The organism is Actinomadura sp. 9N407, from assembly GCF_044326315.1.
Taxonomy (GTDB): Bacteria; Actinomycetota; Actinomycetes; order Streptosporangiales; family Streptosporangiaceae; genus Spirillospora.
Map to the genome: position 1 here is coordinate 78,118 of NZ_JBIRAW010000032.1, position 20,575 is coordinate 98,692.

The 20,575-nt window shown below is 73.1% G+C and carries 19 protein-coding genes and 4 tRNA genes; 14 read left to right on the plus strand and 9 right to left on the minus strand.

Annotated features, from left to right (window positions below):
- Positions 1-142: 142 nt before the first annotated feature.
- Together ACH34Q_RS36805 and ACH34Q_RS36810 are read right to left on the minus strand one after the other, a co-directional pair.
- Positions 143-787, minus strand: a complete 645-nt coding sequence (locus ACH34Q_RS36805; RefSeq protein ID WP_395987794.1) for a VC0807 family protein — start codon at positions 785-787, stop codon at positions 143-145.
- A gap of 106 nt (positions 788-893) precedes the next feature.
- The gene (locus tag ACH34Q_RS36810; protein WP_395987795.1) at positions 894-1,820 is read right to left on the minus strand and encodes a LysR family transcriptional regulator; all 927 of its coding nucleotides are present in this window, start codon (positions 1,818-1,820) and stop codon (positions 894-896) included.
- A gap of 168 nt (positions 1,821-1,988) precedes the next feature.
- On the opposite strand from ACH34Q_RS36810, the gene ACH34Q_RS36815 reads away from it, so the two are divergent.
- Positions 1,989-3,305 carry a pyridoxal phosphate-dependent aminotransferase gene (locus ACH34Q_RS36815; RefSeq protein ID WP_395987796.1) on the plus strand — a complete coding sequence of 439 codons (1,317 nt, stop codon included), beginning with the start codon at positions 1,989-1,991 and terminating at the stop codon, positions 3,303-3,305.
- 80 nt (positions 3,306-3,385) lie between these two features.
- Here the strand turns inward: ACH34Q_RS36815 and ACH34Q_RS36820 are convergent.
- The 4 genes from ACH34Q_RS36820 to ACH34Q_RS36835 form a co-directional block, all read right to left on the minus strand.
- A tRNA-Ser gene (locus ACH34Q_RS36820) sits at positions 3,386-3,470 on the minus strand.
- A 14-nt stretch (positions 3,471-3,484) separates the two neighbouring features.
- A tRNA-Gly gene (locus ACH34Q_RS36825) sits at positions 3,485-3,556 on the minus strand.
- Between the two features lie 37 nt (positions 3,557-3,593).
- A tRNA-Ala gene (locus ACH34Q_RS36830) sits at positions 3,594-3,664 on the minus strand.
- A gap of 13 nt (positions 3,665-3,677) precedes the next feature.
- Positions 3,678-3,749, minus strand: a tRNA-Trp gene (locus tag ACH34Q_RS36835).
- Between the two features lie 376 nt (positions 3,750-4,125).
- Here ACH34Q_RS36835 and ACH34Q_RS36840 point away from each other — a divergent pair.
- Positions 4,126-4,698 (plus strand): hypothetical protein, encoded by a 573-nt coding sequence (locus ACH34Q_RS36840; RefSeq protein WP_395987797.1) that lies wholly within the window; start codon positions 4,126-4,128, stop codon positions 4,696-4,698.
- A gap of 58 nt (positions 4,699-4,756) precedes the next feature.
- Positions 4,757-5,326, plus strand: a complete 570-nt coding sequence (locus ACH34Q_RS36845) for a CGNR zinc finger domain-containing protein (RefSeq protein ID WP_395987798.1) — start codon at positions 4,757-4,759, stop codon at positions 5,324-5,326.
- Between the two features lie 37 nt (positions 5,327-5,363).
- On the opposite strand, the gene folP is transcribed toward ACH34Q_RS36845, so the two are convergent.
- Positions 5,364-6,209, minus strand: a complete 846-nt coding sequence (gene folP / locus ACH34Q_RS36850; protein ID WP_395987799.1) for a dihydropteroate synthase — start codon at positions 6,207-6,209, stop codon at positions 5,364-5,366.
- A gap of 213 nt (positions 6,210-6,422) precedes the next feature.
- On the opposite strand from folP, the gene ACH34Q_RS36855 reads away from it, so the two are divergent.
- The 5 genes from ACH34Q_RS36855 (at position 6,423) to ACH34Q_RS36875 (ending at position 11,986) form a co-directional block, all read left to right on the plus strand.
- Complete coding sequence (locus ACH34Q_RS36855; RefSeq protein WP_395987800.1) at positions 6,423-7,469, plus strand: GDP-mannose 4,6-dehydratase; 1,047 nt, start codon at positions 6,423-6,425, stop codon at positions 7,467-7,469.
- Positions 7,470-7,501: 32 nt separating this feature from the next.
- Positions 7,502-7,765: a ubiquitin carboxyl-terminal hydrolase 14 gene (locus ACH34Q_RS36860; protein WP_395987801.1), complete on the plus strand. Its 264-nt coding sequence runs from the start codon at positions 7,502-7,504 to the stop codon at positions 7,763-7,765.
- Complete coding sequence (locus tag ACH34Q_RS36865) at positions 7,765-9,366, plus strand: MFS transporter (protein WP_395987802.1); 1,602 nt, start codon at positions 7,765-7,767, stop codon at positions 9,364-9,366. Before ACH34Q_RS36860 ends, ACH34Q_RS36865 begins: the two co-directional genes overlap by 1 nt.
- Before the next feature lie 82 nt (positions 9,367-9,448).
- The gene (locus ACH34Q_RS36870; protein ID WP_395987803.1) at positions 9,449-10,336 is read left to right on the plus strand and encodes a LysR family transcriptional regulator; all 888 of its coding nucleotides are present in this window, start codon (positions 9,449-9,451) and stop codon (positions 10,334-10,336) included.
- Between the two features lie 45 nt (positions 10,337-10,381).
- Positions 10,382-11,986, plus strand: a complete 1,605-nt coding sequence (locus ACH34Q_RS36875) for a Na+/H+ antiporter (RefSeq protein ID WP_395987804.1) — start codon at positions 10,382-10,384, stop codon at positions 11,984-11,986.
- Between the two features lie 21 nt (positions 11,987-12,007).
- On the opposite strand, the gene ACH34Q_RS36880 is transcribed toward ACH34Q_RS36875, so the two are convergent.
- Positions 12,008-13,000 (minus strand): helix-turn-helix domain-containing protein, encoded by a 993-nt coding sequence (locus ACH34Q_RS36880; RefSeq protein WP_395987805.1) that lies wholly within the window; start codon positions 12,998-13,000, stop codon positions 12,008-12,010.
- Between the two features lie 267 nt (positions 13,001-13,267).
- Here ACH34Q_RS36880 and ACH34Q_RS36885 point away from each other — a divergent pair, with 267 nt between their 5' ends.
- The 5 genes from ACH34Q_RS36885 to ACH34Q_RS36905 are packed head-to-tail and all read left to right on the plus strand — an operon-like array spanning position 13,268 to position 17,228.
- A complete protein-coding gene (locus ACH34Q_RS36885) occupies positions 13,268-14,584 on the plus strand; it encodes an ATP-binding protein (RefSeq protein WP_395987806.1) in 1,317 nt (438 codons plus the stop codon).
- Positions 14,581-15,000, plus strand: a complete 420-nt coding sequence (locus tag ACH34Q_RS36890; RefSeq protein WP_395987807.1) for a roadblock/LC7 domain-containing protein — start codon at positions 14,581-14,583, stop codon at positions 14,998-15,000. The genes ACH34Q_RS36885 and ACH34Q_RS36890 overlap by 4 nt, the downstream gene beginning before the upstream one ends.
- The gene (locus ACH34Q_RS36895; protein ID WP_395987808.1) at positions 14,997-15,353 is read left to right on the plus strand and encodes a DUF742 domain-containing protein; all 357 of its coding nucleotides are present in this window, start codon (positions 14,997-14,999) and stop codon (positions 15,351-15,353) included. Before ACH34Q_RS36890 ends, ACH34Q_RS36895 begins: the two co-directional genes overlap by 4 nt.
- Positions 15,331-15,975, plus strand: coding sequence for a GTP-binding protein (locus ACH34Q_RS36900; RefSeq protein ID WP_395987809.1), 645 nt, complete (start codon positions 15,331-15,333; stop codon positions 15,973-15,975). The genes ACH34Q_RS36895 and ACH34Q_RS36900 overlap by 23 nt, the downstream gene beginning before the upstream one ends.
- The gene (locus ACH34Q_RS36905) at positions 15,972-17,228 is read left to right on the plus strand and encodes a cytochrome P450 (protein WP_395987810.1); all 1,257 of its coding nucleotides are present in this window, start codon (positions 15,972-15,974) and stop codon (positions 17,226-17,228) included. Before ACH34Q_RS36900 ends, ACH34Q_RS36905 begins: the two co-directional genes overlap by 4 nt.
- A gap of 66 nt (positions 17,229-17,294) precedes the next feature.
- Here ACH34Q_RS36905 and ACH34Q_RS36910 read toward each other — a convergent pair whose 3' ends face one another.
- Positions 17,295-18,206, minus strand: coding sequence for an Lrp/AsnC family transcriptional regulator (locus tag ACH34Q_RS36910; RefSeq protein WP_395987811.1), 912 nt, complete (start codon positions 18,204-18,206; stop codon positions 17,295-17,297).
- 778 nt (positions 18,207-18,984) lie between these two features.
- Here ACH34Q_RS36910 and ACH34Q_RS36915 point away from each other — a divergent pair.
- A complete protein-coding gene (locus ACH34Q_RS36915) occupies positions 18,985-20,421 on the plus strand; it encodes a GuaB1 family IMP dehydrogenase-related protein (protein WP_395987812.1) in 1,437 nt (478 codons plus the stop codon).
- Positions 20,422-20,575: the final 154 nt, after the last annotated feature.

The following is a 20,575-nucleotide window of genomic DNA, read 5'->3' on the forward strand; positions in this document are numbered from 1 at the left end:
CCAAAACCCCTGGTTTACCCCGTGCCCTGTGAATCTATCTGACTTGGTGAGACGCCTGGCAAACGGAAAAAGTTGGCGTTGCGGTCGGCCGAATCGGGTTCAGCACCGAAACGGGTGTGACCGGTGGGACTCGAGAGGTCGTTCAGACCGTCGCCGGCTCGCCGTTGACGTGCCGCATGCACCGCCGGAATCCCAGCAGCGAGACCCCCACGGCGGCGGCGCCCAGCAGCGCCACCACGCTGGTGCGCACCCACAGGAACGTGCCGATCGACTCGTTCAGCAGCATGTAGAGGCTGAACACGGCGTTGGTGAGGAAGACCAGCGACCACAGCAGCGAGATCCGCAGGAAGAACTGGCGGACCCGCTCATGCCGCAGGAACGCCTCGGGCATCGGGACCATGTCGGTGGCCAGCTTCTGTGCCAGCGGGCGGCCCAGCGGGACCGAGGCGAGGAAGGCGATGCTGACCATGAGCGTGCCCAGGGTCGGCTGCAGGAAGTAGACGACGGCACTGCCCGTATAGGCGGCCAGGCCGGCCCGGACGGTGACGCCGATCGCGGCCAGCACCAGCATCGCCGGAACCCCGTCGCCGCGCGCGTAGCGCCAGACGATGCCGCCGTACACCCAGACGATCGCGGCGACCAGCGCGCCGTTCAGCCCGAGAAGCGCGAACGCGGCGTAGAAGACCGCGACCGGGGCGATCACGCCCTCGACGAAACGGGGCAGGGCGTGCCGCAGCATGGCGGTCAGCCGCGGGAGCTCGAAACCCGGATGCGGCGTGCGGTTCATCTGCGTGGATGCTCCAGGGGGCTGCGGAGATCGCCGGGGGGACGGCGGGGAACCCGCCCCACGGTACGTGAAGATCCCGCCGGCACCGCCTCCTTCGCCCAGAGATTCATTCCTCCGGTGGTTCCGGCTGGACTTCCCTGGCCGCCGTGTAGAGGGCCCGCAGGGTCACCGCGACCGAGGGCCTGCGGACGCTCGCGGCCCGTGTGACCGCGTACACCTCGCGGGCGAGCGCGCAGTCGGGAATGCGCCGTACCGCCACACCCTGGTCGCCCGCCGCCAGTGCCAGGGCCGGGATCGCGGCGATGCCGATGCCGCGGGCCACCAGGCTCAGGATCGTGTGCAGTCCCTCGAACTCCCACGGGACGGGGCGGGCCCCGCCCACGGTGTCCAGCAGGCGTTCGACCGCCTGCCGGGACGGCTCGCCCGGCGGGGCCGCCATCCAGGGCTCCTCCCGGAGCCGCTGCAGGTCCACCCGCTGCCGGCGGTCGGACATCGGGTGCGCCGCCGGCACGGCCAGGACGAGCGGGTCGCGCCGCAGGTGGAAGAACTTCAGGGCGGCGGGCGACTGGTCGGGCAGCTTGCCGGTCCAGTCGTCGACCAGGGCGATGTCCACCTCCCCGCTCTGGACCTGCCGCATCCCGTCGCCGGGGCGGGTCTGCCGCAGCACGAAGGTCAGCTCCGGATGGTCGCGCAGGCTGTTGGCCAGCGCCGGGGCGAAGGCCACGGCGGCGGTGGCGAAGGCCGTGAGGACCACGCGGCCCGAGGGGGTGTCGGCCTGGGTGGACAGTTCGGTCTCGGCCGCCTCGACCAGGATCAGGATCTCCTCGGCGCGCTCGGCCAGCCGCCGCCCGGCGTCGGTCAACTCGGCGCTGCGGGCCGTACGGTCCAGCAGCGCGACCCGGGCGTCGCGTTCGAGTACGGCCAGTTGCTGGGAGACCGCCGAGGGGGTGTAGCCCAGGGCCGCGGCGGTCGCGGCGATGCTGCCGCGGCGGGCGAACTCGGCCAGCAGGCGCAGGCGGCGTAGCTCTAGCATCACTACATCTTACGGTCACCATCGATGAGACTCGCTGGTGATGATGCTCGATTGCGGGCAGGATGAAGGTGAACCCGGCCGGGTCAGTTACGGGGATTCACCCGATTTATCGGGGTTCTGCCTCTTCAGCACGCTCATCATCCGTCTTCGTCATGCCTGGAGTTCTCGATGCCCGCGCTCGATCCGACCACCCGGCCGGTCCCGCTCTCGCCGACCCTTGCGATCAATGAAGCCATCGCCCGCAAAAGACGCGAGGGGCGGCAGGTGCTGCCGCTGGGCTTCGGTGAGGCGGGCATCCCCATCCACCCATCGCTCGCCCGGGAGCTGGCGGGTGCGGCCGGTGAGGGTGCCTACGGGCCGGTCGCGGGGTCGGCCGCCCTGCGCGCCGCCGCGGCCGGCTACTGGAGCCGCCGGGGCCTGCCCACCGATCCCGGCCTGGTGGTGTCCGGGCCCGGCAGCAAGCCGCTGCTGTTCGCGCTGATGATGGCGATCGGCGGCGAGATCGCCATCCCGTCCCCGAGCTGGGTGTCGTACGCCGCGCAGGCCACGCTCACCGGCGCGGGGGCCGTTCCGGTCGCCATCACGCCCGGCGAGGGCGGCGTGCCCAACCCGGCGCTGCTGGCGGACGCCGTCGTCCGCGCCCGGGCCCAGGGGCGCACGATCCGGGCCGTGGTGGTGACGCTGCCCGACAACCCCACCGGCACCCTGGCCACCGCCGCTACGGTGCGCCGGCTCTGCGCGGTCGCCCGCGAGCACGATCTTGCGATCATCTCGGACGAGATCTACCGGGACCTGCTGCACGACCCGGCCGGGACGGTGACCAGCCCGGCCGAGTACGCGCCGGAGCGCACCGTGGTGACGACCGCGCTGAGCAAGAGCCTGGCGGCCGGCGGCTGGCGGCTCGGGGTGGCCCGGCTGCCCGACGCGCCGTTCGGCCACGCCCTGCGCGAGCGCCTGCTGGGCATCGCCAGTGAGCTGTGGTCCAGTGCCCCGGCCCCGATGCAGCACGCCGCCGCGTACGCCTTCGCCGAGCCTGCCGAACTGGTGGAGCACATCGACCGCAGCCGCCGCTTGCACGCCGCCGTCACGGGGGCGGTGGCCGGGCGGTTCGCCGACGCGGGCGCCCGGGTCACCCGGCCGGAGGCGGCCTTTTACGTCTACCCCGACCTCGACCCGTTCCGCGATCACCTTCGCGAGGCCCACGGCGTGCACACCGGCGCGGAGCTGACCGGGTTGCTCCTGGAACGTTACGGCGTGGGGGTGCTGCCCGCCGCCGCGTTCGGCGAGCCCGCCAGGGCGCTGCGGATGCGGGTGGCCACGAGCCTGCTGTACGGGGAGACCGACGAGCAGCGGCTGGCGGCCCTGGCGGCCCCCGACCCGGTGGCGCTGCCGTGGATCGCGGCCGGGCTGGACCGTCTCACCGAAGTACTGAACGACCTGAAGACCGCTTCCGGCCATGCCCTCGCCCCGGCGCTCGCCGGCTGACCCGCGACCGCCCCGTACGGGCGGGCACGACGCCGCCCCGGGCCTCTCCCGAGACCCGGGGCGGCGTCCTGTGCTCCCGGCGGAGGGTAAGGGATTCGAACCCCTATGAGTGCGACCTCAACGTCAGTTTTCGAGACTGCTGCCTTCCCGTTCGGCCAACCCTCCTGGCCTTTGTGCCGAGCCGTAGCCGGGATTCGAACCCGGTTCTCCAGAGTGGAAGTCTGGTACCTCACCGAAAAGGCCTCTACGGCGATCCCGGCCCGCGCGCTGACCGCGTGGACCGGCCGGTGGACCCGCAGGGACTCGAACCCTGATCGTCTGCGTGCAAAACAGATGTGTTCCCTTTACACCACAAGCCCATTGTTCTTTCCGCAGGGGCGGCAGGAGTCGAACCTGCTTTTCGCTGGTTTTGGAGACCAGCCGCCTATCCGGTGGCTCACCCCTCTGCGCTACCGTTTTCTTCGATGCACATAAGGATGCGGCGGTTCGTGATCCGGCGCAATGCATTTTCGCCGCGACGGGCCGGGCGCGGGCGTTCGGGAGGGCGCCGGGGCGCCCCACGAAGGCCGGCCATTATTGGACGGATCATCCAGTACGGTCGGGCGGCGCCATGCACCCTGCGTGATCCATCCTGGTCATCGCGTGTCCGCGACCCGATTTCGGGTGGTGTAAGGTCCAACGTCGCACGGGGCGATCGGCTTATGGCCGGCTTATGGCGGGCGGGTGCAGGTCAATGGGCATCCTGCCGCGCGTCCCCGTGATAGACCCGAATCAGTGCGTCGTCACTACGTGATGGATGAAGAAGGCGAGGGGGCCCGCCATGAGGCATGCACAGGACGGGGCTGCCGCGGCGATGAACGCCGTATCCCGGGTTCTCGTCGCCCGGGGCAGGAACGAGCCCCAGGAGCTGGACAACCCCGATGTCGGCTGGGGGCAGCGCGCCCGCGACGGGGTGTGGGTCCCGACCAAGGACGGCCAGCGCGTGCACATCGGCATCGATGTCACCGCGGCCGACACGGTCGGGCATGTGCTGAGGCCCACGCTCCGGGTCTTCGTGGGCGTGGACGTCGACACCGACATCGTCGCGCAGACCACCACCGGCGGCGTGCGGCTGCTGACGGTGATCCACGGGCCGGACGCGCCGGCCGAGTTCCGGTTCCCGCTGTCGCTGGCCGACGGGCTGGCGCTGGAGAGCATGCCGTCGGGGGGGTACGACGTCGTCCACCTGCGGTACGGCGCCACCGTGGGCCGGCTCTACAACCCGTGGGCGTGCGACTCCATGTACCGCCAGGTGAAGGCCGACTACTCGCTCACCGGGCAGGTCGTCACGATGCGCGTCCAGCACGAGGGGTCCTACTACCCGGTGGTCGCCGACCCGCACTACTCGCGCTGACCCGGCCCCGCCCGGCATAGGGTGGGCCCGGCCGCCCCGGTCCCAGACTGGAGTCATCGTGATCTTCACTCATGACACCGAGCACGCGCTCGCCACCGTCGTCGCCCTGATCAACACCGCGCCGGAGGCGTCCGGCGCGGAGGAGCTCGGCGGCCCCGGCGAGCTGCGCGCGTTCCTGGAGGACTACCGCTTCAGCGGCGTGCGCGAGGTGACCGACCGGGACCTGGCCGAGTTCCGCGAGCTGCGCGAGCGGTTCCGGGCGGTGTTCGGCGCCCCGGACGTGCCGCGCGCGGTCGGGCTGATCAACGAGATCATCGGTGCCGTCCGGGCCACCCCGCACCTGACCGACCACGACGGCTACGACTGGCACGTGCACTTCTTCGCCCCGGGCGCCCCGATGGCCGAGCATCTGGCGGCCGACTGCGGGATGGCGCTGGCGTACGTGGTCGCGGCCGGCGAGCTCGACCGGCTGCGCACGTGCGAGGCGCCGGACTGCTCCCGGGTGCTGGTCGACCTGTCCCGCAACCGCTGCCGCCGCTACTGCGACAGCCGTACCTGCGGCAACCGGATGCACGTGGCGGCGTACCGGGCCCGCCGCCGCGAGGCCGAGGCGGGAAGCGCCCACTGAGCCGCCCTGCCGGGCCCCACGGCCCCGGCCGGGAGCGTCAGGGGTCGAGCGCGGAGACGGCGGCCAGGGCCCGCCGGGCGCCGGCGACGTCGTGGACGCGGAAGACCCGGGCGCCCAGCCAGGCCGAGACGCCCAGCACGGCCATCGTGCCGACGCCGCGCTTCTCGACCGGCTGGCCGAGGGTCTCGCCGATGAAGTCCTTGTTGGACACCGCGACCAGGACGGGCCATCCGGTGCCGGTCATCTCCCCCAGCCTGCGGGTGATCTCCAGCGAGTGCCGGGTGTTCTTGCCGAAGTCGTGCGCCGGGTCGATCAGCACCGCGTCGCGCCGTACCCCGAGCGCGACGGCGCGCTCGGCCTCGCCGACCACGTGCCCGATCACGTCGTCGACCACGTCGCGGTAGCCCACCCGGTGCGGCCGGGTGCGCGGGCCGAGCCCGCCCGCGTGCGCGCAGACCAGGCCGATCCCGTACGCGGCGGCGACCTCGGCCAGCCGCGGGTCGGGCCCGCCCCAGGTGTCGTTCAGCAGGTCGGCCCCGGCGGCGGCGACCGCCTCCCCCACCTCGGCCCGCCAGGTGTCCACGCTGATCACGGTCCGCGGATGCCGCTCCCGTACGGCGGCGACCAGGTCGACGACCCGGCGCAGCTCCTCGGCCACGTCGACCTCGTCGCCGGGCCCCGCCTTGACGCCGCCGATGTCGACGATGTCGGCGCCCTCGGCCACCGCCCGGCCGACGGCCGCCAGCGCGGCGTCGAAGCCGTAGGTGGCGCCCCGGTCGAAGAACGAGTCGGGGGTGCGGTTGACCACGGCCATGATCGCGTACCGGCCGAGCGAGCGGCCGTTCAGCCGCAGCGGGACGGCCGCGGTGTCAGTGGGCGGCATTCGGGCACCTCATGATGATCACACGGTGGCACATCCGGCCCGGTTCCGCCACGTCACGGGCCCGCAGGCGCCCCGCCGGAGGCGAACTCGAAACAAATTCGGTTTAAACGGTGCCCTCCCTCGTCAGCCGGTCCGAGGGGTCGCTAACCTCGGACTTCACACTCATCGTGGGGCACGGCTCCCATGACGGGCCCGTCGTCTGACCTATCAGCCATGGAGGATCCGCTGTCCAGGCGAGCACTCATCACCGGCATCACCGGGCAGGATGGCTCGTACCTCGCCCAGCACCTGCTCGACCAGGGCTATGAGGTCTGGGGCCTGGTACGGGGTCAGGCGAACCCGCACGTGTCGCGGCTGCGCAAGCACATCGGCGACGTCCAGATCACCACCGGCGACCTGCTCGACCAGGGCAGCCTGATCTCGGCCGTCGAGCGGGTCCAGCCCGACGAGGTCTACAACCTCGGCGCCATCTCCTACGTCCCGATGTCGTGGCAGCAGGCCGAACTGACGGCCGAGGTCACCGGCATGGGCGTGCTGCGGACGCTGGAGGCCATCCGGGTGGTGTCGGGCATCAGCCCGTCCCGGACGCCGGGCCGCGCGCAGATCCGGTTCTACCAGGCGTCCTCGTCCGAGATGTTCGGCATGGTCAGGGAGACCCCGCAGAACGAGAAGACGCCGTTCCACCCGCGCAGCCCGTACGGCGTGGCCAAGACCTACGGGCACTACATCACCCAGAACTACCGCGAGTCGTACGGGATGTTCGCGGTCAGCGGGATCCTGTTCAACCACGAGTCGCCGCGCCGCGGGGCCGAGTTCGTCACCCGCAAGGTCACGCTGGGCGCGGCCCGCATCAAGCTGGGCCTGGCCACCGAGCTGCGGCTGGGCAATCTGGACGCCCGGCGCGACTGGGGCTTCGCCGGCGACTACGCGCGGGCGATGCAGATGATGCTGACGCAGGACTCCCCCGAGGACTACGTGATCGGAACGGGCCAGACGCAGTCGGTGCGCGACCTGGTCGCGTTCGCCTTCAGCTCCGTCGGCCTGGACTGGGAGAAGCACGTCGTGCTGGACGCCAAGTACACCCGCCCGGCCGAGGTCGACCTGCTGTGCGCCGACCCGAAGAAGGCCCGCGAGCAGCTCGGCTGGGAGCCCGACGTCGCCTTCGACGAGCTGGTGACCATGATGGTCGAGTCCGACATGCGGCTGCTGTCGGAGTCCGCGCGGCCCGAGGACGAGCCGTTCAGCCCCGACCACTGGTGATCTTCCGGCGCGCGCGTGGCACGATGGTCTTCATGGGCACGTGTGAACATGTGAAGGACCTGCCGGACGCCGCGCCGGCGCCGCGGTCCCCCGAGGGCTGCCAGGAATGCCTGGCCGAGGGGACCCGCTGGGTCCATCTGCGGCTCTGCCTGTCCTGCGGGCACGTGGGCTGCTGCGATTCCTCGCCGCGCCGGCACGCCACCGAGCACTACCGGGGCAGCGGCCATCCGGTCGTCCGGTCGTTCGAGCCGGGTGAGGACTGGCGCTGGTGCTTCGCCGATGAACTGATCGTTTAATGGCCGAGGTCCGGCTGGCCACCGGCCCCGGCCGCTGGATCCTGCTGGCGACGGTGCTGGGCTCCAGCGTGGCGTCGCTGGACGCCACGGTGGTGAACGTGGCGCTGCCCCGGCTGGCCCGCGATCTGGACGCCGGGATGGCCGGCCTGCAGTGGACGGTGAACGCCTACACGCTCACCCTGGCCGGGTTCATCCTGCTGGGCGGCTCGCTCGGCGACCGGTTCGGGCGGCGCCGGATCTTCGTGATCGGCGTGGTGTGGTTCGCGCTGGCCTCGCTGCTGTGCGGCGCGGCGCAGGACATCGGCACGCTGGTGGCCGCGCGGGCGCTGCAGGGGGTCGGCGGCGCGCTGCTGGCGCCCGGCTCGCTGGCGATCATCCAGGCCTCGTTCACGGCCGAGGACCGGCCGCGCGCGGTCGGCACCTGGTCGGGCTTCGGCGGGGTGGCGGGCGCGATCGGCCCGTTCGCCGGCGGCTGGCTGGTGGAGGTCGCCGGCTGGCGCTGGGTGTTCCTGCTCAACCTGCCGCTGGCCGCCATCGTCATCCTGGTGACGCTGCGGCACGTGCCCGAGAGCGTGGACCCGGAGGCGCGCGGCCGCTTCGACATCCTCGGGGCGGTGCTGGCCGCGCTGGCGCTGGCCGGGACGACCTACGCGCTCACCGAGGCGCCCGAGGCCACCGCGAGCACGGCGATCACCGGGCTGGCGGCCGTGCTGGGGCTGGCGGCGGCCGCCGGGTTCGTCTTCGTCGAGCGCGCCCGAGGCCGGGGCCGCGGGCTGCCGGGCCCGCGCCTGAACGGGCGGCGCGGCCGGAAGGCGCGCGAGGTGCCGCGGCCGATGCTCCCCCTGGAGGTCTTCGCCTCCCGGGAGTTCTCGGCCGTGAACGTGGTGACGTTCGTGGTGTACGGCGGGATGGGCGTGATGTTCTTCCTGTTCGTGCTCAACCTGCAGGTGGTGTCGGGCTTCTCGGCGGTCGCCGCCGGGACGGCCCTGCTGCCGCTGACCGTGCTCATGCTGCTGCTGTCCTCGCGGGCGGGGGCGCTGGCGCAGCGGATCGGGCCGCGGCGGCCGATGGCGGCCGGGCTGCTGGTCGCGGCGGCCGGCATGCTGCTGATCGGCCGGATCGGAGCGGACGCCTCGTACGTGTGGCAGGTACTGCCCGCCGTGACCGTGTTCGGGCTGGGCCTGTCGGCCGTGGTCGCGCCGCTGACCGCGACGGTGCTGGCCAGCGCGGACGTCCGGCACGCCGGGGTCGCCAGCGGGGTCAACAACGCGGTGGCGCGGGCGGCGGGCCTGCTGGCGGTGGCCGCGATCCCGCCGCTGACGGGGCTGACCGGGGACGCCTACGAGAATCCGGCCGTGTTCTCCGACGGCTTCCAAACCGCGATGCCGCTGTGCGCGGCGCTGCTGGCGGCGGGCGCGGTGCTGACCTTCCTCACCGTCGGCGACGACGTGCTGCGCGCCGCGCCGGAGGAGCGCGAGCCGCAGTGCAAGACCCACTGCGCCGTCGGCGCCCCGCCCCTGGAGCCGGACCGGGAACGGGCCGAGCCCGCGGCGACGGAGCCGGGCCCGCCCCCCTCGAAACCGTCCGGTCCGGCGGCGTAGCGAACGCGGCGCCGCCAGAGGTCCCGGGTCCGGTTCCGGCTATGTCCAGGACCAGAGGGGTTCGTTGGCATACGGTCGGCTCATGAACCTGCGGCAGCTGCGCTATGTCGTGGCCACCGCCGACCACGGCACCATGACGTCGGCGGCTCAGGCGCTCTACGTCGCACAGCCCGCGCTGTCGCGGGCCGTACGGGAGCTGGAGCGCGAGCTCGGTGTGGAGCTGTTCGCCCGGTCCGGGCGCGGCGTCGTGCTCACCGCGGTGGGCGAGCGGGTGGTCCGGCAGGCGCGGGTGGCGCTGGACGCGGTGGACGCGATCGAGTGCCTGTCGGTCACCCGCGCCAACGGCCGCGGCTCCGAGCTGCGCATCGCCACCACCCTGTCGCTGGAGCCCGAGCTCACCGGGGGGCTGATCCCCCGGTTCGCCCGCGATCAGCCCGCGGTGCGGGTCCGGGTGGTCCGCTGCGAGGGGCGGGAGTCGGTGGCCGCCGCGCTGCGCGCCGGCCGCGCCGAGATCGCGGTCACCGACCTGCCGGTCCCCGCGGATCTGGCCGCGCACCCGTTCGAGCAGCGGGAGGTCGTGCTGATCTCGCCGCCGACCCTGCGGCTGCGCGAGCCGGTGCCGCTGACCGCGCTGGACGGCATGCGGCTGGTGATGCCCGCCAAGGGCGGCGCACGCCGGGCCGAGCTCGACGCGATGCTGGTACGGATCGGTGCCAAGCCGGTGCCCGCGGTGGAGTCCGACGAGCGCGGTTCCTGGCTCGGCTGGGTCCGGGCCGGGATGGGCTCGCTGCTGTGGTACCGCAACCAGCTCGACGACACCGAAGGGCTGGCGGTCCGCTCGTTCATGCCGCCGATCACCCGCATGATCGGACTGGTGCACGCGCACCGGCAGCTGGCGCCGGTGGCGCGCGAGTTCCTGGCCTTCGCCAAGGAGACCTCGCGCGAATCCCGCGTCCGCGACCGGCTGTAGACCTGACCGGGCCCGATCGGCCCCGGGATCGTGCATGATCGACGGGTGGAGGCTACTCACGCGCTGTGGCTGCTCGCGGTCCCGGTCAGCGCCCTGATGGTGGCGGCGCTGGCCCGGCGGATCGGGGCCTCGGCGCCGCTCGCGCTCGTCGTCGCGGGACTGCTGCTCGCATTGCTGCCGGGCGTCCCGGAGTTCGAGCTCGATCCCGAGCTCGTGCTGTTCTTCTTCCTTCCCCCGCTGCTGTTCTCGGCCGCCTGGGAGAGCTCGTCCATCAACCTGCGCGAGAACACCCGCACGATCGGCCTGCTGTCGGTGGGGCTGGTGCTGTTCACCACGCTGGTCGTCGGCTACACCGCGCACCTGCTGATCCCCGGCCTGCCGCTGGCAGCCGCGTTCGTGCTCGGGGCGATCGTGGCGCCGCCGGACGCGGTCGCCGCCGTGAGCGTGGCACGGCGGCTGGGGCTGCCCCGCCGGCTGGTGACGATCCTGGTCGGGGAGAGCCTGTTCAACGACGCCACGGCGCTGACGGCGTTCCGGGTCGCGGTGGCCGCCGTGGCGGGCGCGGGCTTCACGCTCTCGGACGGCCTGGTCCGGTTCCTGTTCGCCACCATCGCCGGCGTCGCCGTCGGGCTGATGCTCGGCCCGCCGATGCACTGGCTGCGCACCCGGCTGAAGGATCCGCTGGTGGAGAACGCGGTGATCCTGATGGCGCCGTTCGCCGCGTACCTGATCGCCGAGACCGTGCACGCCTCCGGCGTGATCGCGGTGGTGGTCAGCGGCCTCTACCTCGGCGACCGGTTCGCCGCGTCGCCGGCGGTGACCCGGCTGATCGGGCACTCCTTCTGGAAGGTCCTGATCTTCATTCTGGAGTCGGTGGTCTTCCTGCTCATCGGCCTCCAGCTGCCGCTGGTCCTGGAGGGCCTGTCCGGGTACGGGTGGAGCGAGCTGGCGTGGTGGGCGGTCGCGGTGTTCGCCGTGGTGATCGCCGTCCGGTTCCTGTGGGTGTTCCCCACCTCGCACCTGGCGAGGTGGACCTCGCCCACGGCCCGCGACCGGGAGGCCGACATCGGCTGGCGCGGCCGGGTCGTCATCTCCTGGGCCGGGATGCGGGGCGTGGTGTCGCTGGCGGCGGCGTTCGCGATCCCGTTCGGCGGCGCCGAGGGCGAGGCGTTCCCGGGCCGTTCCCTGATCCTGTTCCTCACCTTCACCACCGTGCTGGGCACGCTGCTGGTCCAGGGCCTGACGTTCCCGCTGCTGATCCGCCGGCTCGGGGTCGGCGCCGCCGACGAGCGCCACGCCGACACGGTCTCGGAGGCGGGCGCCCAGCACGCCGCCGCCAACGCCGCGCTGGCCCGGCTGGAGGAGCTGGTGGCCCAGGAGGAGGAGCCGCCGGACGAGTCCGTCCTGGAACGGCTCCGGCAGCTGGCCGAGCACCGCCAGCTGCGGGCCTGGGAGCGGCTGGGCGGCGGGACCGGCCCCGAGGGCGCCGAGGTCCCCACCAGCACCTACCGGCGGCTGCGCCTGGAGATGCTGACCGCCGAGCGCCGCACGTTCGTCCGGATGCGCGACGAGCGCCGCATCGACGACGAGGTCCTGGAACGGGTCCTGCACGAACTCGACCTGGAGGAGGCCGCCCTGAGCCGCGGCTGATGACCACGGACCGTCACAGCCTCAAGCCCGTCCGGGCCGCGGCCGGCCGGAGGGCTCGCCGAAGGCTGCGGCGCGCAGCTCGCGGGGGCTGACGCCGTAGCGGTGGCGGAAGGCGGTGCTGAGGGCGCTGGCGGAGGAGAAGCCGGAGGCGTGCGCCAGCTCGGTGATGGGCCGGTGCCGGTGCCGGGGGCTGCGCAGCCGGTCGCGAACCAGCCGGAGCCGCTCCTCCCTGATCAGCTCGCGCGGGGTGGTGCCGGCGTGCTGCAGGGCCAGCTGGACCTGGCGCAGCGACCAGCCGAGGCGGTGCGCCACGGTGGCGCCGGTGAGGTCGGGGTCGGCGGCGTTGGCGCGGACGAACCGGCGGACCATCGCCTCCACCTCGGCCAGATGGCCGGGCGCGCCGGGCCGGTCGTCGGCGTCGACGACCATGCACATCAGCTCGGCGACGCGGTCGCAGACCACCTCGAACTGGCGGGCGCTCAGCCGGTCGCGCTCCTCGTAGGCGGACCTGATCATGCCGTCGACGACCCGGGCCAGGCCGGTGGTCATGTCGAACCTGGCGCTCAGCGGGGTGCGGCGGCCGAGCCGGCCGTTCACCTCCTGTGCCGGGATGGTCAGCACGAGCGCCCGCGCCGGGGCGTCCTGGACCAGCTCGAACGGCTCGGCCGGGGTGAACAGGCCGCCGGTGCCGGAGGTCAGCCGGACCTCGGCGCCGTCCTGGCGCAGGGTGAGCCCGCCGTCGACCGGGACCAGCAGGCGGTAGTCCTCGTCGGGCTCCTGGCGGGCCTGCCCGGCGGTACGGGAGTAGCCGACCCGCTCGGACCAGAAGTCGATGAGCTGGTAGGGGCCGCCGCGCTGGCGGGTCGCCCCGCCCAGGAAGTCGCCGCCGCGCGGGAAGCGGCAGTCGAGGCGGCAGTGGCTGCCGCTGACGTGCGCGCTCCAGAAGCCGGCCCGTTCCGCGGGCGGGAGCTCCGCCGTGGACACGGTCTGCACCGTGTAGGCACCGTCGGACACCGGGACACCCTTCGTTCTCGCAGCGCGACCCCACCGCACGGATCACGCGATCAGTGATCATAGCGGGACTTACCGTGAGCGGCGGCCCGGCGCGCCGGGGGCGGCGATCGGTGTCACCGTGCGCCGCACGTCAAGCATCGTGCGCGTGGGCGCAAGTCCGGAGGGCCGAGATGATCTATCGTCTCCAAACCCCCCTTTCCGGAGAACCTGCCCATCGCAGGGCAGATAGCGCACGTCCCCCTCTGCTCGCCCCGTCCCGAGGATCCGATGGAGCAATTTCTGCTGGCCCTGGCGATCGTCTGCTCGATCGCCGGCCTCGCCGCGGTCGCCGTCCTGCTCGTCCTCCAGCGCCAGACCGTGGCCGCGCTGCGCCGGGAGAACGCCACGCTGGCCGACGGCGTGCTGCGCCGGGACGAGGAGTTCCGGCATCTGGCCACCACCCGGCTGCCCGAGCTCCTGCAGTCCCTGCACAACCCGGCCGTGCAGGTGCCCGGCCCGCTGCACGATCCGCGGACGCTCGGGCCCGCGTACGAGCGGGGCACCGGCGAGCTGATGGACCTGTTCGCCGGTTCGGTGGAACGGGTCCAGGCCCGCGCCGACAAGGCCGCCAAGGTCACGCTGCGGTCCACCATGCGCGGCGTGCAGAGCCTGGCCGGCGAACAGCAGCTGGCGATCACCACCATGCAGCAGCGGCACGACGACCCCGACGTGCTGGCCGACCTGCTGCGGCTGGACCACATGAACGCCCAGCTCGGCCGGCGCGCGCAGGCCACCGCGGTGCTGTGCGGGTCCTGGCCCGGGCAGCAGCGTTCGGCGTCCACGCTCAGCGACGTGGTCCGCGGCGCGACCTCCCGGATCCGCGACTACCTGCGGGTCGAGGTCCACTCGCCGGTGAACGCGGCCGTGGTCGGCCGCGCCGTCGAGCCCGTCGTGCTGACGCTGGCCGAGCTGCTGGACAACGCCGCGCGGCACTCCCAGCCCGACACCTCCGTCGAGGTGAACGTGCGGACCACGCACAACGGCGTGGCCATCATGATCGACGACGCCGGGGTCGCGATGGACGCCGACGAGCTGGAACGGGCCGGGCGGATGCTCACCGGGCTCCGGTCGGTCGACATCCACCGGCTGGGCGACCCGCCGCAGGTCGGGTTCGCCGTGGCGGGCGTGCTGGCCGCCCGGTACGGCTTCACCATCTCGGTCGACACCCGTTCCCCGTACGGCGGGGTACGGGCGGTGGTGTTCCTGCCTTCCAGGCTCCTCACCGACGTCCCCGAGCCGGAGGCGCCCGGATCGGCCCCGGTACGGCGGCGCGCGGCGGTACCGGGCCTCGCGGAGCACAACGGCACAGGGGCCGGAGAGGCCCCGAGGGAGACCATGAGCACCTCCGCGCGGACCACGGGCGGCCTGCCCAAGCGCCGCCGCGCCGAGCCGTCCGGCATGTCCACACCCGCGGGGGACGTGGCGGGCACGCCCGCGCGGCCGGCCCGCGAGACGGCCGCCGGGCTGGGCGCCTGGCAGCGCGGGACCCGTTCCGGCCGCGACGCGGCACCGTCCGACGAAGAAGGAAAGGACCTGCTGCCATGAACGAGCCCGCCCACGACCCCGCCGGCAACAAGCTCGGCTGGATGCTCGACGAGACGCTGCTGATGCCGGAGACCCGGTACGCGATCCTGCTGTCGGCCGACGGGCTGCTGATGGCGCATTCGGAGCGGATCGGCCGGGACGAGGCGGAGCGGCAGGCGGCCGGGATGTCGGGCCTGCAGTCGCTGGCCCGCGGCACGGCCGCGTTCTGCGGCGACCCCGGCACCACCTGGCGGCAGACGGTGACCGAGTTCGACGACGGCTACGTGTTCCTCGTCGCCGCCGGGCCCGGCGCGTACCTGGCCGTCTCGGCGACCCAGCGGGTGGACATGGAGTCGGTGTCGTTCCGGCTCCAGGAACTGGTGCAGCGGCTGGGCAAGGAGCTGACCACGCCGCCCCGGCACGGCCCGGCCGCGTGAGCCGGCCGCGGCGCGGCGAGCGCGCGCTGGTCCGGCCGCACGTGGTGACCGGCGGGCGGGCGCATCCCACCCGCAACGTGTTCGACCTGGTGACGCTGGTGACCGCGGTCAGCGACCGGCTGACCGGGCTGAACCCCGAGGAGCGCCGCATCGTGACGCTGTGCCGGGGCGGCGCGCTGTCGGTGGCCGAGATCGCCGGGCATCTCCGGCTGCCCGTCGGCGTCGTCCGGGTGCTGCTGTCGGACCTGATGGACAGCGGCCACGTCACCACCCGGGCGGCGGCGCCGTCGTCGCGGCTCTCCCGTACCGAGATCCTCCAGGAGGTGCTCGATGGACTCCGTGCCACGCTCTGAGGTCCCGGAGGTCCCGGAACTCTCTGCGGCCGCTGATGGGGCCGCTGAGGCGCGCTACCTGCCCGACACCGTGCGGACCGCGGCCAAGATCCTCATCGTGGGCCACTTCGCGGTCGGCAAGACGACCTTCGTCGGCACGCTCTCGGAGATCCGCCCGCTGCGCACCGAGGAGTACATGACGCAGGCGGGCGCGATCGTCGACGACCTGTCGGGGGTTCCCGAGAAGACGACCACGACCGTGGCGATGGACTTCGGCCGCCTCACCCTCAGCGACCGCCTGGTGCTGTACCTGTTCGGTACGCCCGGTCAGCGGCGGTTCAAGCAGCTGTGGAGCGACCTGGCACGCGGCGCGCTGGGCGCGCTGGTGCTGGTGGACACCGAGCGGCTGGAGCAGTCGTTCGAGGTCATGAACATGCTGGAGACCCACCGGCTGCCGTACGCGGTGGCCGTCAACCGGTTCGACCACTCCCCCGTCTTCCCCGAGGCGGAGGTCCGCGAGGCGCTGGACCTGCTGCCCGCGACCCCGCTGGTGATCTGCGACGCCCGGGACCGCACGTCCTCGGCGCGGGCGCTGATCTCGCTCGTCGACCATCTGCTCACCCTCGACCAGGAGCTCGTGTGACCGCCGAGACGCCGTCCCCGTCCCCGAACGCGCCCGTACCGCCCGGGCCCCCTTCCGCCGATCCGCCCGGCCAGGACCGCCGCCCGCGCGACCGCGTCCCGATGTACGGGGACGACTTCGCCGCCGACCCGCAGGCGCTCTACGACGAGATGCGCCTGCACGGGCCGCTGGCACCGGTCGAGCTGGCGCCGGGCGTCGAGGCGACGCTGGTGGTCGGGTACGACGCGGCGCTGGAGGTGCTGCGCGATCCGGGAACGTTCCCGAAGAACCCGAGCCGCTGGGAGAAGACCGTCCCGGCCGACTGCCCCGTCCTGCCGATGATGGCCTACCGGCCGAACGTGCTGTGCGCCGACGGCGAGGTGCACACCCGGCTGCGGGCGCCGATCAACGACGCGATGGCGCGGGTCGACACGATCGAGCTGCGCGAGGACGTGGAGAACGCCGCGGACCGGCTGCTGGACGACTTCGCCGGCGCGGGCGAGGCCGACCTGGTCGGGCAGTACGCCCGCGCGCTGCCGCTGCTGGTGATGAGCGACATGTTCGGCTGCCCGCCCGACATCGGCGGCCGGCTGGTCTACGGGATGAGCGGCATCTTCGACCTCGAGCGCGCCGAGGAGGCCAACGCCGTCCTCACCCAGGCCGTGTTCGACCTGGTCACGCTGAAGCGCGAGCGGCCGGGGCAGGACGTGACGTCCTGGATGGCGGGGCATCCGGTCGGGCTGACCGACGAGGAGATGGCGCACAACCTGGTGAACATGCTGGGCGCCGGGACCGAGCCGCAGCAGAGCCTCATCGCCAACGGGGTCCGGCTGCTGCTGACCGACGACCGGTTCGCCGGCGACCTGTCCGGCGGCAACCTGCCGGTCGAGGACGCCCTGGACGAGATCCTCTGGACCGACCCGCCGATGGCCAACTACAGCTCCACGTACCCGGTACGGGACGTGGACTTCGCCGGGCACCGGCTGCCCGCCGACCGGCCGGTGCTGGTCAGCTTCGCCGCCGCCAACACCGATCCGTCCCGGGCGACCCGCGGCCGTACCGGCAACCGCGCGCACCTGGCCTGGAGCGCGGGACCGCACACCTGCCCGGCCAAGGGGCACGCCCGGCTCATCGCCTCGGTGGCGATCGAGCGGCTGCTGGACCGGCTCCCGGACCTGGAGCTGGCCGTCCCGGCCGAGGAGCTGACGTGGCGGCCCGGGCCGTTCCACCGCGCCCTGACGGCGCTGCCGGTACGGTTCCCGCCCGCCAGGTGACCGTCGGCATCAAGGCGCCCGGGCAGATCCCCCGGGCGCCTTGGTGCCGGTCCTCTCCGGACTCCGCTACTCGCCGTCCAGCGGCTTGTCGGGCAGCTCGACGGCGTAGGACTCCTTGACCACGTCCAGGTGGTGCCAGGACTCGCGCACGGTCGCGCCCGGCACCGCCCGGATGGCGTCCAGGACGGCCACCAGCTCCGCCCGCGAGGACGCCTCGGCCTGGCCGACGATGTCGTACCGGCCGAAGCCGGTCGCCAGGTACCGCACGCCCTCCTGCTCGGCCACGGCCTCGGCCACTCGGCGCAGCCCGCCGGTCACCACCAGGCCGAAGCCGCCGAGCTCGGCGGCGCCCAGCGCGGTCGGATCGGCCAGCCCGGTGACCTGGATGACCCCCGAGCGCATCAGCCGGACGACCCGGGCCCGCGTCGCGGCCTGGGACAGGCCGATGATGTGGGCCAGCCGGGTGTACGGCGCGCGGCCGTCGCGCTGCAGTTCCTGCAGCAGCCGCCAGTCGATGTCGTCGAGCGTGACGTCACCGAGCTCGCGCACGACGGCGTGGGTGTCGCGCACGGTGGACACCGAGCGGAACACCTCCGCCGAGCGCACCCCGGGGACGGCACGGATCCGGTCGACCTCGGCGGCCAGCGCGGTGTCGTCCCGGGCGCGCACCTGCGCGACCAGGTCGTGCGGCCCCGCCGTCAGGGCGGTGAAGCTGACCGCGGTGTGCTCGGCGATGGCTGCGGCGACCTTGCGGGCCGAGCCGTCGACCGTGACCGACACGTGGCCGATGGCCTCGGCCCCGACGACCGCGGCGTGCACGATCCCCACGACGCGGACGACCTCGGTCTCGAGAAGGTTCTGTACCCGTGCCCGCACGGCCGTGCGAGACAGCCCCACCCGGTCGGCGAGCGCCTGGAAGGTCGCCCTGCCATCCCGCTGGAGCTCGCGGACGAGCACGGCGTCGACCGCATCCAGCACGGCTCTCCTCCTCGGCATGTGATGACTAGATTTGCTGACAACTGCAAGATCATTCCATTTCGGGACGGTCCGTCGTCAAATATTGAGCTTGCTCGTGTTCGGCGCGCCCGTACGCCGTCAATGCGTCTAAATCCGGACGTGGCGGTGCCGAATAGGGCGCCGGATAAACGGCTCCGGCACCGCAACGCGGCCAGGGTCATCGCGGTGGCCCGGTCTCGCCGGGCGACGGCACGGGACCGGACGGCGTGGCGATGATCACTGCGGCGAGCGGGCGCGGCCCGGCGCGGGGGGACGCGGGACACCGGGCTCATGAGCGTGGCGTGCATGCGCTTCTCCCGGTGTTCTGCTGTGACGCCTCCTACGGGGGGCGGATCTCCGCGCGAGGCACATGTAAGAAAACTGCATCGCCGCCGCACGATCGTCAAGAGGTAACTTTACAGAGAGCTAAACCTCACGTTGCACTCAAAACCACTGCGTCCGCGCCGCCTCCGGTATTACGCGCGCGACGTCCGGATCGCTCGCGAAAGGCACTACGGCGCCACGCGTTCGTCACCTTGGGGCGTTCCCGCCGGTCCGCGCCCGGCACGCCGCGCGGGGAGGCGTCCGGTGGCCACTCCTGGCGACCGGGCGGCGGCCGAACGGAGATCGGTGCTCGACCGATCCGTGATCGGCCGGTGACGGGAGGTTCCCGGTGCCGCATTGGCCGGAGCACCTGGGGGTATGAATCACAATGTACGGTGGCCCGGCCCACTTCCACGTGATTGGTGTGTAGTTCAGCGTGCACCTTCTGAACGGTGAGCATTCCGCCCACGACCTCACCTACAACGACGTCTTCATGGTCCCGCGCCGCTCGGCGGTCGGGTCCAGGCTCGAGGTCGACCTGTCCACCTCCGACGGCAGCGGGACGACCCTGCCGCTCGTGGTGGCCAACATGACGGCGGTCTCCGGCCGCCGGATGGCCGAGACGATCGCCCGCCGGGGCGGCCTGGCGGTGATCCCCCAGGACATTCCGGTCGAGGTGGTGGCCGAGGTGATCGGCTGGGTCAAGCGCCGGCACCTGGTGTACGACACCCCGATCCGGCTCTCCCCCGGCGCCACCGCCGGCGAGGCCCTGGCGCTGCTGCCCAAGCGGGCGCACGGCGCGGTGATCGTGGTCGAGGACGGCCGCCCGGTGGGCGTGGTGACCGAGGCCGACTGCCACGGCGTCGACCGCTTCGCCCAGCTGCGCGACATCATGTCCCGCGACCTGGTGACGCTGCCGTACGGCGTCGACCCGCGCGAGGCGTTCAACCGGCTGCACGAGCGCGGGCACCGGCTCGCGCCCGTCGTCGACGCCGAGGGCCGGCTGGACGGCATCCTCACCCGTACCGGCGCGCTGCGCGCCACCCTCTACTCGCCCGCCGTGGACGGGGCCGGCCGGCTGCGCGTCGCCGCCGCCGTCGGCGTGAACGGCGACGTGGCGGGCAAGGCCAAGGCGCTGCTGGAGGCGGGCGCCGACCTGCTGGTGGTCGACACCGCGCACGGGCACCAGGAGAAGATGGTCACCGCGCTGGCCGCCGTCCGCGGGCTCGACCCGGGCGTCCCGGTCGCGGCCGGCAACGTGGTCACCGCCGAGGGCACCCGCGACCTGATCGAGGCCGGCGCCGACATCGTCAAGGTCGGCGTGGGGCCGGGCGCGATGTGCACCACCCGGATGATGACCGGCGTCGGGCGCCCGCAGTTCTCCGCCGTGCTGGAGTGCGCCGCCGAGGCGCGCCGGCTCGGCCGGCACGTGTGGGCCGACGGCGGGGTCCGGCATCCGCGGGACGTGGCGCTGGCACTGGCCGCCGGGGCGTCCAGCGTGATGGTGGGCTCCTGGTTCGCCGGCACCTACGAGTCGCCGGGCGACCTGCAGCGCGCCGCCGACGGCCGGCTCTACAAGGAGAGCTTCGGGATGGCCTCCGCGCGCGCCGTACGGCTGCGCACCGCCGACGACTCCCCCTTCGACCGGGCCCGCAAGGCACTGTTCGAGGAGGGCATCTCCACCTCGCGGATGTTCCTGGACCCCGAGCGCCCCGGTGTGGAGGACCTGATCGACTCGATCGTGGCCGGGCTGCGCAGCTCCTGTACGTACGCGGGCGCGCGGACGCTGGCGGAGTTCCACGAGCGGGCCACCGTGGGGATCCAGAGCTCGTCCGGCTACGCCGAGGGCAAGCCGCTGTCCAGCAGCTGGTGAGGCGGCCGGCCGGCCGTTCCGGCACCGCAGTACCGAATCAAGATCACCAGAAGACCGTCCGGCGGACCGTTCCCCCGCTAGGATCACCGGGTGATCCGGGAGCCCGGACCTCCGTGGCGGACGCCCCGGACCGTCCCGGCCTCCGGATCGGGCG